We start from the raw sequence: 15,469 nt of genomic DNA, 5'->3' as shown, positions 1-15,469 counted from the left end.
AGGACTGAAGTCCGAACGATCGAACCTTTTAAGAAGGACTGAAGTCCGAACGATCGAACCAAGAGTGTAATTGAGATTAAAACATCTATCTATTGATTAATTTTTTGGCGGTAAATTTGCGGTAAATTAGAGTAATAAACTGAACGTCGCATCAACTCGCAATTCAAACAAAAGGTAAACCGCATGGACACCAACTCCCAAAATATCCAACCCGTTCCGCCATTTAGCGAGAAAAATGAGGAAACGCCAGACATCGGCGGCGGTTTGCCCGTAATTGAATATTGGGCAAAGCATACTTTGTCGCCGGAAGGCCCGAAACTTTGGAAAACTTTGCTGCACAAAAGTGCTTGTTTGTCTTGTTCTTGGGGCACTGGCGGGCAGAATGGAGGCTTTACTAATGAAGATGGCGAAAAACTTCAGCGCTGCATGAAAAGTGTTGAAGCAATTTCGGCTGAAATTAAACCTGCTATCTCGACTAACTATTTTCAACAGCACAGTATTGCAGAACTCCAACAATTAACTTCCAGGGAAGCAGATAGGCTGGGAAGGTTGAGTTTTCCGATGATTTTGCGAGCTGGTTCGTCTTATTACGATCGCATTTCGTGGCAAGAAGTCTATGAAATTGCCGAGGCTGGATTTCGTAAAAGCCCGGAACGAGTAGCTTCTTACAGTTCCGGCCGCTCTTCCAACGAGGCGGCTTTTCTGCTGCAATTGATGATGAGAGCCATGGGTTCTAACAACTTAGCAGATTGTTCCGATCTCTGCCACGCTCCCTCAACAACCGGGTTAAGCGAAATGTTTGCCACCCGCACCTCGGTAGTGAGTCTAGAAAACTTGAAGCAAGCCGATTGCGTCGTACTCGCGGGCAGCAATTCTTCCTACAACCATCCCCGCTTGATGAACGAATTAATTAAAATCCGCGACAAAGGCGGTAAAATAATTGTCATCAACCCGGTGATGGAAATCGGATTAGTCAAGTTTGGTTCCCCGGCATTTCCAGTCAAATCGCTCATCCCCGGTTCCGATATTTCCTCGCTGTATTTGCAACCAATTCCCGGCAGCGATACAGCCCTATTTGTAGGAATTCAAAAATCGGTAATCGAACAAGGATTGCTCGACGAAAAATACTTGCAAGCCCACACAGAAGGCTGGGAAGCAGCAGTGCAGCACGCCCGCGAAACCGACTGGGAAACTATTACTAAAACCTGCGGAGTTTCCCAAGCCGAAATTGAGGTCGCAGCTAAAATCATCGGCACTTCCAAGCGAGTTGTCTTCGGTTGGGCGATGGGAATTACTCAACAAAAAAATGGCGTAGATAATGTGTTCAGCATCGCCAACACTGCTTTGATGACGGGAAATCTCGGCAAAGAAGGGGCGGGATTGATGCCGGTGAGAGGACACTCAAACGTCCAAGGATTTGGCTCTATGGGCGTGACTGTGAAGCTGAAAAAAGAAATCCAACAAACTCTCGAAAAGTTGTTAGGGCGTCCTCTGAGCCCTGTTAAGGGTTACGAAACTCGATCGCTCATTGAAGCAGCAGATGCAGGCAAAGTCGATACACTAATCTGTCTGGGCGGCAACTTGTACGGGGCGAACCCGGATTCAACTGAGGCAAAACGCGCTTTAGGCAAAATAGAAACTATTATTTACCTCGCCACTAAACCTAATTTGGGACATTTTAGCGGATTGGCTCATCACAATACCATTGTGATTCCCGTCCTAAATCGCTTTGAAAATCCCTACAAAACAACGGTGGAATCCGGCAATAACTTTGTGCGTTTCAATGATGAAGGCGAAACTCATCTCAAAGATTATGATTTAATTTCAGAAGTGCATTTTTTGACAGAATTAGCCAGCAGAATTCACGGCACTTATCCGGTAGACTGGCGCCAGCTTCAAGATACCAAGTACGTGCGGCAATTGATTGCTAAAACAATTCCCGGCTATGAAAAAATGGCAACAATTGATGAAACCCAAGAAGAATTTACCATCGGCGGGCGGATTTTTACCGAACCCAAATTTCCCACTGATTCCGGCAAAGCCAAGATGTTTGTCACGCCTTTGCCTGTGCTAAAATTACCTGAAATCAAAGATTTTGGTGCATCGGAATCGGTGCGGGGTTTAGTTGTGGCATTGATGACTGGACGCAGCTATTCTCAGCACAATACTGTGGTTTACAAAATTGATGACAAGTACCGGGGAATGCCGCACCGCAACTGCATTTTGATGAATCGCACCGATGCAGAAAGTGCTGGTTTGCAAGAACACCAGCGGGTTACGGTGCAGGGAAATGTGGGGAAAATGGAAAATGTTGAGGTGATTTACGGGGCGGTTCGTGCGGGTGCTGCTTTGATGTTTTATCCTGAAGTTAATGTGATTTTTCACCCAGAGATTGAAACGCGATCGGGCACGCCTGCTTACAAGCGCGTACCTGCTTTTGTCTATGCGGAAATGGGGATTAGTTGACTTCCCTGTAAGGTGCGCACTGCGCACCCTACCTATAGGTTCTGTGTCGTAAGGTGCGCACTGCGCACCCTACCTATAGGTTCTGTGTCGTAAGGTGCGCACTGCACCTATAGGTTCTGTGTCGTAAGGTGCGCACTGCGCACCCTACCTATAGGTTCTGTGTCGTAAGGTGCGCACTGCGCACCCTACCTATAGGTTCTGTGTAATTTTTGTCAGCCCAAAAATTAGGGATTAATTATTATTAATTTGCAAGGCTCTCCCGCGCCAAGTCCATCCCCAACCTGTTTCGGTTTTGATCGCAGAACCGATCGCAATTGCCGCAATTAACGTCCCTCCCAAACCTCCCAACCACCAGTATTTGGTCGGACAGTCGGAAATTTCGGCACCCAAACGGCGCAAAGTGTAATGGTACCAAATTACGATCGCAGATAAACCAATAGTTAACAACGCAATCGGCAAATGGTAGTTGCTAATTGTTAATTGGCGATCGGTAATTATGTTGGCAATTTCGCCGTTAGCCAGCAAAATAGCTAATGCCAACCACGGCATCGGATAAAGAAATAACATAATTGCGGCCATGTAAATCATGCTGCCCCAACTGCGGTTAGCACCCAGATACAAATTCTTTGTCCAGCCTTCCCACAATGCACTCCAAGACCGATACATCCGCACGGATGCCAAATTTGCCCCCGAATAAAGTCCGAGCTTTAAACTCGCACGTTTGATACGTCTAGCTAATTCCACATCTTCGACAATTTCGCCGGCAACTGCTTCGTGTCCGCCGATTTTTTCGTAAGCCGATCGCCTAAACAGCATAAATGGGCCTCCCGCAAAGGCACTATCTGTTTTTGCAGCATCATTAACCGCTGTAAAATCGAAGCAAACAGCTAGGTGATTGAACATTAAAGGCTGCACCAACCACTCGGGAAAACACCCGCAAACCAGCGCTGGCATACAGGTTAGTAGGTCTATTTTCTCAGTTTCGGCTGTGGCGATCGCGGTTTCAATCGCCCCCGGTTTGAGGCGCACGTCGGCATCGATAAATAATAGGAAGTCTCCGGTTGCTTCCCGAACAGCTTGGGCGCAGGCCCAGTTTTTGCCCGCCCAATATTGGTTGGCAGGTCGCGCCTCACCTGCTAATATTTTGAGGCGGGGATCGTTGAGTTGTTGTTGCAGAGTTTGGGCGATCGCCTTTGTGTCGTCTGTCGATCGATCGTCTACAATCAAAACCTCTAGGTTGTCAGCAGACAGGGCTGTACTCTCCAAAATGGCGATCGCGCAATCCTGAATATTCTCAGCTTCGTTGTATGCTGGTACGATTACCGAAACTTTGGGGAAGTCACCGGCCGACGGAAATAACTGCTGAGCCCCACTGCTGTTGGTGCGAGGCGCATTTTTGACCGATTGGCGCAAATTCTTGGTGTAAGCTCTACTTACTATGAGAGAAAAAATTACCAGGGTTAACAATATCAAAGCGAACTGACCTCAAAATTTAGGTGCACAATTTCTGTCCTTAAATATTAAAAAATATTAAAACAAAAAGCTAGTCGATCGCCCAAAAAGCCCAAAAAGTTATTTTGAGCATCTCCTTTGCTATAATTTGTGAGCATCTTTCGGCTCTACCGCAGCAAGGGGCAACACCCCTCACCAAGTCAGCGACTCAAAAGCCGAGGATAGATATCAGTTGTCAGAGGATCTTGCAATGGGCGAATTTGTTTCAGTGGATGTGTTGGCGGATACCATAGCAATACTCGGTGCTTTGGGTTTTTTCTTTTTGGGATATCAAGCTTTGCAGATGTTGAAAAAATAAAGTATGGCAGATGAAGAAGGAAGAAGGAAGAAGGAAGAGGATCGATGTGAAGAAGGAAGAGGATCGATGTGAAGAGGGAAGAAGGAAAGAAAAAACTATTCCCTGTTTGCCCAATTCTATAATGCCCAATGCCCAATGCCCAATGCCCAATTCCCAATTCCCAATTCCCAATTCCCAATGCCCAGGAGCAACTAAGTTATTATCATGGTGAGCCAACTTTTAGATGGACGCTATCAAATCATTGAAGTCATAGAAACAGGAGAATTTGGACAAACATATCTGGCCAAAGATACTCGCCGCCCGGGCGAACCGCAGTGCTTTGTCAAGCACCTGCGTCCCGGTACCAGCGAACCGAAATTAATTAATACTACGCGCCGTCTTTTCCAAAAAGAAGCAGAAGTTCTAGAAAAGCTCGGTCAACACGACCAAATCCCTCAGCTATTCGCTTATTTTGAAGAAAATGAAGAATTTTTCTTAGTAGAATCCTTTATTGCCGGTCACTCGCTATCAACCGAGATCGTACCGGGAAAACCTGTTCCCGAAGAAAAAGTGATTCCTTTGCTGAAGGAACTATTAGAAATTTTAGTTTTTGTACACGGACAGGGAGTAATTCACCGAGATATTAAACCAGCAAATTTAATCCGCCGCTATGCGGATAACAAGTTAGTTTTGATTGACTTTGGCTCGGTGAAAGAAATTCACATCGCTCAAAGACAAGCACCGGTAACTGTGCGGATCGGGACGCTGGAATATATGCCGATCGAGCAATTTCAATACAACCCGCAGCTTAACAGCGATATCTACGCCTTGGGAATGATTGGCATCCAAGCCATGACGGGTTTGCCGGCTTACGATTTGCCGAAACTGCGGGATTTGAAAAATTCTAATCGAGGCGAAATTGTTTGGCGGCATTTAACCACTTGCTCCCAAGCCCTAGCCGATGTTTTGGACAATATGGTGCGCTACGATTTTCGGGAGCGCTACCAGTCGGCGGCGGAGGCTTTGGCCGATTTGCGGAAAATTGGCGATCGATCGCGCGCGCGGGTACCCAAACTCACCATCTATCGCGAAGAAGTCGATCGGCGCAGCAGCAGTCGCGGTGACATTACAGTCGTCGGTAGAAGAATACTAGAAGAATTGCGCGTCAGTTTGGAATTGCAATCAGAAGAAGCAGAGGCGATCGAAGATGAAGTATTGAACCCTTACCGCAAATACAGGCAAAAAGGCGAACGCTACGAACAATCGCTGCAAGAAGCCATGCAGCAAGAATATCCCTTTTCTGCCAACACTCGCGAGGAATTAAAACGGTTGCAGCAAGTTTTAGGGCTTACCGACGAAGATGCTGCCAGAATCGAAGAATTAGTCGTGCCTAAATCTTTATTCGGTAAATTGTACAAGGCGATCGCCACAGTTTTGGAAGGACACCGCAACCCCAACCCCAATCTGCGCTCAGCTAGCAGCACTCTTCCGCTAGGAGTGCAGGCAAATTCGGCGGCATCCCCAGAGGTAAGTTTGAACGGAAAAGGGAATTTGTCCTTAGCGCAGCCCGCCCCTACGGGAGGCTCATCAACGGAGAGGATCGCCAGCGCCAGCACCAGCAGCGCAGCAATTGTCCCCAAAGAAACTCGCAAAATCAATCCTTATCTCGCCGGAGCAACCATTGCAGCCCTCTTAACTGCGATCGGCAGCATTTACGGATACCTCAAATGGCAAGAAAGACAGCAGCAAGTGCAGCAAGAAACCCAACAATTCAATCAAATCGACGCTTTTTACAAAGAAAGCAATTATGAAGGCTGCATCAGCCAAATCCCAACAATTGCCAAAACTTCCAGCACCTATACCTCCGCCCAAAACTTACAAGAAAAGTGCCAAGCAGGTCTCCAATGGAAAAACGCCAAAGTCAAAAACTTCGCTCAGCATTCAGATGCAGTTGGAGCTGTTGCTTTCAGTCCAGACGGCTTAATGTTAGCCAGCGGTTCCAAAGACAAAACCATCCAAATTTGGGATTTAGCAACAGGCAAATCGATCCGCACTTTTGGCGGAGATTCATCCACCATTTGGTCTGTTGCCTTCGACGCACAAGGTACGAAACTGGCGACAGGAACAGGTTTTTGGAGAGTCATGCTGTGGGATTTGAAAACAGGGCAAGCTACTCGGAGCCTCGATCATACTGCATCTGTGTGGTCAGTCGCTATCAGCCCCGACGGACAGGTCGTTGCTAGCGCCAGCGGAGACAAAACCACGAAGATTTCGGATGCAGCAACTGGCAATTTGATCTATAATTTACCAGACCATACAGATTTTGTTTATTCTGTTGCTTTCACTCCCGATGGCAAAAATTTAGTTAGCGCTTCTAAGGATAAAAAAATCACAATTGTGGATGTAGCAACGGGCAGGTTGCTGAAAACTCTTGAGGGACACGGCGACGCGGTAAGATCGGTTGCTGTCAGCCCGGATGGCAAGACAATTGTTAGCGGTTCCTACGATGAAAGTATTAAAATCTGGAATCTCGAAACAGGAGATTTAATTCGTTCGATCAAGGGACATTCTGACGATATTGTCTCGGTTGCTATCAGCCCGGATGGGAATTTTATTGCCAGCGGGAGCAAGGATAAAACTATTAAAATTTGGGACTTTGCTACCGGAGAATTATTGAATACTTTGACGGGACATACCGATGAGGTTTATGTGGTGACTTTTAGTCCCGATGGCAAAACTATTGCTAGCGGTTCTAAAGACAATACTATTAAGTTGTGGCTCCGGTAATTTGAAGTCATTAGTCATTAGTCATTAGTCGTAGAGTGCGTCGCCATAAAAAATCCCTAACTCAATATCGACAATCTCACAGCGACGCACCTGTGCTTACAGTCGTACTGGGAAGCCTAAAATCCTTTCCGGTAAAGGATCTATTCCATGCAGCGGAGAAAGAAAAATGGTATCAGTAGGGTGCGCAATGCGCACCTTACTACGAATACTTATCATAGGTAATTTAATTGCAGGTATCAGTAGGGTGCGCAATGCGCACCTTACTACGAATACTTATCATAGCTAATTTATACCATTTTGCTAAAATCGTGCAACACTCTTCCACCCCCCCTAGCCCCCCGCAAGGCAGCGGGGGGGAACAAGAATACTGTTGCATTTTTTTTTTAAATTGGTATTAATTGCTGTAATTCAGCTCTTTTTCTAAGAATTTGGGAAAGTGCCAAGCAGGCGTTTCTATTTCGTCCTCAGCGGGATAACTCTCAGTTGAATCCTCTCGACTTTGGAAAAAGTAGTAGAGGTTAGCCACAGTTAAATCGGATATTTCTTGCCAGTTAGAGGCAGCTAAAGCTGAATACCCAGTTGCGATCGCCTGCTGGCACACATAAAATTCGTATCCCCGGCGCAGTTCCGGCTTCAGGGCGAAGGCTAGCTGGTCGCGCAAGGATAGAAAGTGAGACTTTTGCTTTAAACTTTGATAAAGTGAAGGTTCCGCAGTTAATACCGCGAATATCGTGTGGATGCTGCTTTTTATATGATGCTCGCCGCTGAGTTTATCTAAACTAGCTAACTGGTGCTGCTCTTTGGGAGACAAAGTTTGCATCCAATCTACCTCGTTTTGCCAAAATTCTATTACACTTAGATCGTGACCGAGAATCCTGGTAACTTCAGGAAATAAAAAATCTAGTTCCGATTCCGATTGACATCCTTTTACAACAGTGAGAAGATCGTGACGAATTTTTGATTGAAGTTTGAGCAGGCGATCGCTCACCGTATCGTAAGCCCGCTGCAACTGAAACGTGATCCCCAGCGCCAGCTCGATCGCCCAAACACATTCCATTTGCCGGAGTCCTCCGGCAGAACACAGCCCCTCCAACAAACCGGGATTATCGTAAATTTTTAAAGCCTCAAACAGCATATCTCGCGCCTTATTAATTTCCGAATTCCGCAGCTTGAGATCCGGCACTGTCAGGGCTGACTGGCAGCGTTTAATAGCTTTAGAAAAAATATCGTAACCGTTAACCAGTTTCTGGCGGTGCATTTCAAAATTAGAGTCGTGAGCCACCTTAAAAATCTGCTGAATTACCTCTACTCCCTTATCTTTGAGAATATGCCTGAGATCGATAAACCCGTCTTTAATTTTGAGCTTCTGATGTTTTGCCTCTTCTCTGATTTTTAATACTTGGTCGAGGTTTACTGCTGACAAAACTGTGTTCGATACAGCCCCAATACCAATGACAGCAGCAGTCGCTTGCATCACCGCCAAATTAATTTTCAGACAGTTAAGCATTCTGTATATTTTCTGAAACCCCTGGTGACTTTGAGCAAGCTGCAACGGCGCGACTGTCACGTGCACGGGAGCTATCAGTGGCTGTAGGGGCCCGCCTCCGCCTAACTGTGCGAGCAATCCTAAAACTCCGCGATCGCATAGAGTTGTAGTTGTTGATGGATAAAATATTTTGGCGATCTCTACAAACTCGCCTGTCACCGGATCTCTAGCTGCGGGGAGCAATTTTCCTGTTTTGGTGGCAGGCTGTACGAGGTTGCCAGTATTGAGTCTAGCCGCAGTTGCAGGGGTGAATACATAATCCATGTTGTGACACCAGTTTAAAACAAGAATGCAACTGTAGGCCCGCGCTCCAAACCCTGATAGTCATCAGTCATTCCCATTCCCAATTCTAAAATCTAAAATCTAAAATGGTCTGACTCAGTTTGCATTCAAAAAGGCAGATGTTCTGTATTGTATGCTATTTAGGGAAAGGAGGCATGAAAGGAAATGAATGAGTATCTCAAGGTATTGCAGGCTATTACCCAGTTTAGCGATCGATTGCTCGCAGATGAATATCAATCCGTGGAGATTAAACAGTCAGCTACCCACCTCAGTCTAGACGTGGAACCTTGTATTCAGGAAATCAAGCAATCAGCCCTCAGGCTCAAGGCCTTAGTTCACGTATGTTTCAAAGATGTATCTCAGGCTGAGGATGTCTGGAATAGCAAGCCGAGAATTGCTAAAGCATCTGCTGTTGATGTCTGGGAGCAAATTGGCGAACTAAGCGGATGCGACGTGAGAATTCGCAGCTTGGGAAAACAAGGCAAATATGACGCTGTTGTTAAAGTTCGCAAATCGTGGAGCGACAAAGCTACCAAGTTAAAAAATAAGTGGTTTTTGTGGGATCAAAACCATCAAGTGTTTCAAAGAGATTCTATCGGTTTTTTTGACAAAGATAATTTGTACAAAGAGTTGCGAAATGAAGTAGACTATCAAAGCGAGCGAGTAATATTAATTTTGGAAAATGAACTTAATTGGATTTTTAAAGAATTACAATCTATTGATATAGAAAAAGTTGAATATTGTATTGAATGCTTCGATTTCAAGAGTCAAGCGAGATTTAGAGAGCGACTGCAATCAATAGGCGGCGAGATTGTATCGAAGTTTACGGAGCCTCTGAAATATTTGCCGGAGTCTTATATGAAGACTTTTAAAGAAACGCTGAGAGATCCTGTAGAAACTCTGGTTCATAAAAGTAAAATGGGAATCAGTTTGATCGATTTTGAAGAGTCTTGTAAAGTGATTGGCTCAATCCTAGATAATTTGGTTTTAGAAATTTTTGAAGAGCGCATCAAACTAGCAATTCAAACAGTTGAAAAAGCGATTATGTTCTACAATAATTTTTTAGATAAGCAGGCGCGGTACCAGCAAGAGACACCCCAACAGCGCGGGGCGGAAAAAGATTGGATTGAATACCAGCGGCAGCAACTCAGGGAAGTTGAGCAGTATATTGAATCAGTCATTAGTCATTAGTCATTAGTCATTGGTCATTAGTCATTAGTCATTAGTCATTAGTCATTAGTCATTGGTCATTGGTTAAAAAATCTGGTTTCTATATACTCATTCGTCCATGACTGTAGCGGTTATCAGAAAGAAGAGGTACGTTGTTGGGCTTTAGCCCTCTTAGGATCGCAAATTAAATAATTTACACATATTTGTGGGATGGGCTAGAAGATCCCGTTCTTTCGGGACGGGCGGGACATCCCACAATAACAATAAAAATTGTAAGTTATTTAATTCTAATTCCTTAGTTTAAGTGGTTATATAAGCTGTCAGTCATAGCTCATCTTTTTGAGAAAGGCTATAAATCAATACGGTTTACTTAAGATAGTCCGAAGAGAGGAACGAAGCAATCTCCGTATCTATTTCTCATAGGATTGTACCCCCAGGGCGCTATATCAGTAAACGGTATTGGGCTATAAATTACCAATTACGCAAAATGCTAGCTTACCGCACTGTTTCTGAGAAAGGCTATGCAAGCCACAAAATTAAGTCATTGACGCACTGAAAAATTAGATTTTAGTTCAAACTCCTAGTAAAATCTGTGGAGTAAATCTAAAATCTAAAATCTAAAATCTATTGACTTTAGTTCAATCTCCCAGTAAATGCTGTGGAGTTAATCTAAAATCTCAAATCTAAAATCTAACATCTCAAATCAAAAACCTAACATCGATTGACCGCTAAGTTCGTAAACGATCGCGCCCAAAGACGCCAAACTAGCTAAAATCAGCATCCCAGCGGGCATAAACTTGCGAGTTTTGACCAACCGCAAAACAAAAACTACTACTAAAACAGCCGAAATTGCTGCTGCTAATGTTAAACCCCAAGTTTGTCCCATCAGTTGGGCGGTGCCGGCAAAAATCAGCAGCGAACCGCTAACGATGCCCGAAATGAGCGAGGCTTGGCTTTTGGCTTTGATGTAACCCATGATGCCGCCAATCAGTGTCAAAACGCCGTAGCCGATCGCCGCTGCTGTACCTAAACTCATTTTTAATGCCCCAATTTTCACAAGTGCATCTCAATTTATACAGCGATAGCTGCGATTGCGGTCACAAATTGTTAGAAAATTTATTAAACCCAGTCAAGATATCTAACTGTTATACAATTGCCATTATGTCAGCCCTAACTTCTGGTGCGATCGCCCAAATCCGTTACCTCCAACGCCAAGCAGCATCCCTGCTGCTGTATCAATCAGTCCTCAAAACCCCCCCGGGTCAAGCTTTTCTCGACTTGCTGCAAGCTCTCCACCACAGCGAACTCAGCGGTCTAGAGTGTCAGGTAGCTTACGGTAACTGGTTCAAAATTCAAGCAGCTCAAAATTTGAGCTGGAAAGATTCCCTGATTTTGCAAATTCTCAAAGACGAAAACCCCTTTTCTCACCTAGCTCAGCAAACAGATTTTGCGAGTCTGCCACCTGCTTTAGTGGAAGCAGCCAGACATGATTTAGAAGTCTTGCAAAATATTTACGACTGCACCAGCGAGCAGTTGAGTAAGTGGGTGCGGGTAGCGGGTCAACTTGACGCAGTGCCTCCGATTTGGAATTGCGAAACTGTACCAGAAAACGCCGACAAGCCACTGCACGGAAAACTCGAAAAATGGCCGAGCGCTGCGGAATCTTTGGCAGAATATTACCGACAGTTTGGCACGGGTTTGTTTGCCGAGTATCGTGCTTTTCGGTGGAATTCCGGGCAGTTAGCGAGTATTCCGCATCCCGATCGCATAAATTTGAAAGATTTGGTTTGCTGCGATTGGCAGCGCGATGCTCTGGTGAAAAATACAGAGTTTTTGCTAGCAGGTTATCCGGCTTTGCACGTCTTGCTGTACGGAAGTCGCGGTTCGGGTAAGTCTTCCTTGGTGAAGTCGCTGTTAAATGAATTTGGATCTCGCAATTTGCGTTTGATTGAAGTATCTAAATCTGACTTGCAAGATTTGCCGCTAATTGTCGAGAAGTTGCGGGGAGTTCCTCAAAAGTTTATTATTTTTGTCGATGACCTTTCTTTTGAGGAAGATGATGATGCTTTTAAATCCTTGAAAGTGGTTTTAGAAGGAAATGTCACCGCCCGGCCTCAAAATGTGGTAGTTTACGCCACATCTAACCGCAGGCATTTAATTCGAGAGTTTTTTGATGACAGGCCTCGCCCCCGCGACGGTGATGAAGTTCATGCTTGGGATACTGTGCAGGAAAAACTCTCATTTAGCGATCGCTTTGGCTTGACTTTAACTTTTGAACCGGCGGATCAAAACACTTATTTAACAATTGTCCGGCATCTGGCCGAACTAGCTGGCATCAAGCTCGCTGTGGAGGATTTGGAACACCGCGCTAAGGAATGGGCAACTCGCCGCAACGGGCGCTCTGGAAGGACTGCACGGCAGTTTGTAGATTTTCTGAAAGCTGATTTAGCTTTGTTTGACAAGTAGATTGTCTGCGCTGGGAGAGCGAGTTTTACCATAAAAAATTGGTTTAAAGCCTCTCCTCTTGCTTCCAGATCGAGTGCTGTCAAATGTCAACTGTCAAAGGATTTTAGATTGTGGATTTTGGATTTTGGATTGGGGATTGAAGATTTTTGATTGCCAACTGTCAACCCTTCCTTCTTCCTTCTTCACATCGATCTTCTTCCTTCTTCCTTCGTGTCAACTGACAACTGTCAACTGTCAACTGTCAACTGTCAACTGTCACCCGCCCTTACAGCGCCGAAGACAAAAATTAAAAATCTTAATTTTTTCATAATTTTAGTGATAATAAATAACTCAGCAGATTTGATATAATTGTTGAAATCCCCAGCCAAGGAAGCTTCCAAAGCCAGAGCCCATAGGGACTCCATGAATCCACTACTAAAAAATGAGGAAAGTATTATGGGTTTATTTGACAAAGTATCGCAGACTCGCCAACAAACTGATGTCACGTTAGGGCCTGCCGAAGCATTTGCGGCGATCGCGCTAATTGCCGTAGCAGCCGACGGTTACATCAATGACAGCGAAAGTAAAGCGATTAGCATGACACTATCTCGGATGCAACTTTTCCGCAGCTATCCAGATGATGTGATGCGAAAAATGCTCGATCGCCTGCTGAACATTTTGCAACGACAAGGAGTTCAGGTACTGTTTAATGCGGCTTTGGCAACACTTCCCGACGAACTTAAAGAAACAGTTTTTGCTGTGACAACTGATATCGCTTTAGCAGATGGCGAGGTTTCAGAAGAAGAAGAACAACTTTTGAACGATCTTTACTGTGCATTGGATCTTTCCGAAGAAGTTGCCCTCAAGATTATAGACGTGATGTTGATTAAAAACAAAGGTTAAGAAAGCACGGGAAGTGGAAGGAGTGAGGAGGGCGAGTTTGAGAATATCAAAAATTCGTGCCTGCTGAATTAGCCTATCGCTGCTGCAAAAGTGCTGGTTTACCGATATGATGGTTGGTAAAATTTAGCTTTAATTTGCGATCGCCCGCGACTACCTCAAATGCCTTTTACTTACACCCGCACTGTGCGCTTTCAAGATACCGATGCTGCTGGAGTAGTTTACTTTGCAAACGTTTTGGCGATGTGCCACGAAGCTTACGAGGCATCTCTAGCAGCATCGGGAGTCAATCTCAGAGCGTTTTTCAGCAATTCCGAGGTTGCCTTTCCGATAATTCATGCTAGTGTAGATTTTTATCGTCCACTGTTTGCGGGCGATCGGCTGACGATTCAATTGACGCCCACACAAGTTGCACGCGATGAATTTGAAATTGCCTATCAAGTATTTTCAGGGGAAGTTGCAGGAAGAAGCGCGGCTAAAGCTCTCACTAAGCACGTTTGCATCGATGCAGTTAGCAGAACTAAAAAACAGCTATCTGAAGACTTAATGCAGTGGATGAGGCAATTTGAGACTTGACATTTTAGATAACTTCACTATTTAAATAATAGCAGGGAATGACAGTCAAATTTCTGTTTAGTTGAATTTTTTTTGTGAGTTGTTGATATTAAGTAGTTTCACTTAATTAAACGTGAAATACAGATGACTTAAAAACGAGTGGTTCTAAGCATTCTTCCTTCTTCCGACTTCCCTCTTCCTTCCTGATGACTAATGACTAATGACTAATGACTAATGACTGCTGACTACTGACTGCTGACTGCTGACTGCTGACTACTGACTGCTGACTACTGACTAATGACTAATGACTACTGACTTCTTCCTTCTTCCTTCTTCCTTCTTCTTATGACAAATCGCAATTATGCCATAGTCGGCACGGGAGCTTTAGGCGGATTCTACGGTGCTAGACTGCAAAAAGCTGGTTTAGAAGTTAATTTTTTGCTGCGAAGCGATTACGAGCGCGTCAAAAAACATGGTTTGATTGTCGAGTCTCCCGAAGGCGACTTCACCCTCCCGCAAGTCCGCGCCTACCGCGAAGCGCACAAAATGCCTAAGTGCGACGTAGTAATTGTCGCGTTGAAAACAACTCAAAATCACTTGTTGCCCAAACTTTTGCCTCCTTTATTAAAGGATAACGGCGCGGTTTTAGTATTGCAAAACGGACTGAATACCGAACCGGAAGTAGCTAAAATTGTCGGTGCAGAACGAGTGGTGGGCGGGCTGTGTTTTCTCTGTTCTTATAAAGTCAGCCCCGGTCATATCTGCCACCTAGATTACGGTACGATCACGTTGGGCGAATATGCCAAGGACTACAAAGCCATCGGTATTACTGATAGATTGCACCAAATTGCTAGGGATTTTAAACGCGCTCACATTCCTATTAAAATGAGCGAAGATTTGCTGTTATCGAGGTGGAAAAAGCTTGTTTGGAATATTCCTTATAACGGGCTGTCTGTGATTTTGCAGGCGAGAACCGACGAACTGATGGCGAATCCCGATACTCTGATTTTAGTCGAGGAAATCATGGGGGAAGTGGTAGCGGGGGCCAAAAGTTGCGATCGCATTATTCCCGATGATTTTATCCCGCATATGCTGGAATACACTGAGAAAATGAAGCCTTACCGCACTAGCATGAAAATTGATTACGATGAATCGCGCCCGCTGGAAGTTGAGGCTATTTTTGGCAATCCGATGCGGGTGGCTCAAAAAGCAGGTATTAAGTTGCCACAAATAGAGGTACTTTACCGAATGTTGAAGTTTGTGGATTTTCAAAGACAAGAAGCAGAGAAGACGAGAAGGCTGTTAGGCGTGGAGTAATAGATACAGGTTCGTAGTGAGGACTTTAGTCCTTGGATTTATGCGGACTAAAGTCCTCACTACGAACCCTTTTTATTGTAGGTTCGTAGTGAGGACTTCAGTCCTTTAATTGGTGCGGACTAAAGTCCTCACTACGAAGGTTTTTGATTGCAGGTTCGTAGTGAGGACTTTAGTCCTTTAATTGATGCGGACTAAAGTCCTCACTACGAAGG

10 protein-coding genes are annotated in these 15,469 nt (G+C 44.8%); 7 read left to right on the top strand and 3 right to left on the bottom strand.

Annotation, left to right across the window (positions count from 1 at the left end; translation table 11 throughout):
• Nucleotides 1-183 precede the first annotated feature (183 nt).
• Complete coding sequence (locus JGK39_RS19325; RefSeq protein ID WP_293296371.1) at nucleotides 184-2,466, top strand: FdhF/YdeP family oxidoreductase; 2,283 nt, start codon at nucleotides 184-186, stop codon at nucleotides 2,464-2,466.
• Nucleotides 2,467-2,697: 231 nt separating this feature from the next.
• Here JGK39_RS19325 and JGK39_RS19320 read toward each other — a convergent pair whose 3' ends face one another.
• Complete coding sequence (locus JGK39_RS19320; protein WP_293296373.1) at nucleotides 2,698-3,939, bottom strand: glycosyltransferase family 2 protein; 1,242 nt, start codon at nucleotides 3,937-3,939, stop codon at nucleotides 2,698-2,700.
• A 541-nt stretch (nucleotides 3,940-4,480) separates the two neighbouring features.
• Here JGK39_RS19320 and JGK39_RS19315 point away from each other — a divergent pair.
• A complete protein-coding gene (locus tag JGK39_RS19315; protein ID WP_293296375.1) occupies nucleotides 4,481-7,042 on the top strand; it encodes a serine/threonine-protein kinase in 2,562 nt (853 codons plus the stop codon).
• A 394-nt stretch (nucleotides 7,043-7,436) separates the two neighbouring features.
• Here JGK39_RS19315 and JGK39_RS19310 read toward each other — a convergent pair whose 3' ends face one another.
• A complete protein-coding gene (locus JGK39_RS19310; RefSeq protein WP_293260190.1) occupies nucleotides 7,437-8,852 on the bottom strand; it encodes a hypothetical protein in 1,416 nt (471 codons plus the stop codon).
• Nucleotides 8,853-9,035: 183 nt separating this feature from the next.
• Between JGK39_RS19310 and JGK39_RS19305 the strand changes: the two genes are divergently transcribed.
• Nucleotides 9,036-10,061, top strand: coding sequence for a hypothetical protein (locus tag JGK39_RS19305; RefSeq protein WP_293260187.1), 1,026 nt, complete (start codon nucleotides 9,036-9,038; stop codon nucleotides 10,059-10,061).
• Between the two features lie 682 nt (nucleotides 10,062-10,743).
• Here JGK39_RS19305 and JGK39_RS19300 read toward each other — a convergent pair.
• On the bottom strand, nucleotides 10,744-11,097 hold the full coding sequence (locus tag JGK39_RS19300) for a TMEM14 family protein (RefSeq protein WP_366515999.1): 354 nt from the start codon (nucleotides 11,095-11,097) through the stop codon (nucleotides 10,744-10,746).
• A gap of 104 nt (nucleotides 11,098-11,201) precedes the next feature.
• Here JGK39_RS19300 and JGK39_RS19295 point away from each other — a divergent pair, with 104 nt between their 5' ends.
• The 4 genes from JGK39_RS19295 (at nucleotide 11,202) to JGK39_RS19280 (ending at nucleotide 15,257) form a co-directional block, all read left to right on the top strand.
• Complete coding sequence (locus JGK39_RS19295; RefSeq protein ID WP_293260196.1) at nucleotides 11,202-12,506, top strand: ATP-binding protein; 1,305 nt, start codon at nucleotides 11,202-11,204, stop codon at nucleotides 12,504-12,506.
• A 435-nt stretch (nucleotides 12,507-12,941) separates the two neighbouring features.
• Nucleotides 12,942-13,388 (top strand): tellurite resistance TerB family protein, encoded by a 447-nt coding sequence (locus JGK39_RS19290; protein WP_293144004.1) that lies wholly within the window; start codon nucleotides 12,942-12,944, stop codon nucleotides 13,386-13,388.
• A 159-nt stretch (nucleotides 13,389-13,547) separates the two neighbouring features.
• Nucleotides 13,548-13,961 (top strand): thioesterase family protein, encoded by a 414-nt coding sequence (locus tag JGK39_RS19285; protein ID WP_293260181.1) that lies wholly within the window; start codon nucleotides 13,548-13,550, stop codon nucleotides 13,959-13,961.
• 324 nt (nucleotides 13,962-14,285) lie between these two features.
• Entirely contained in the window at nucleotides 14,286-15,257 is a 972-nt protein-coding gene (locus JGK39_RS19280) for a putative 2-dehydropantoate 2-reductase (RefSeq protein WP_293260178.1), read from the top strand.
• Nucleotides 15,258-15,469: the final 212 nt, after the last annotated feature.

The sequence above is a fragment of the Microcoleus sp. PH2017_12_PCY_D_A genome, from assembly GCF_020738565.1.
Lineage (GTDB): Bacteria > Cyanobacteriota > Cyanobacteriia > Cyanobacteriales > Microcoleaceae > Microcoleus.
Note: the sequence above shows the minus strand (reverse complement) of the source record. Positions and strands in the feature narration are given on the sequence as shown.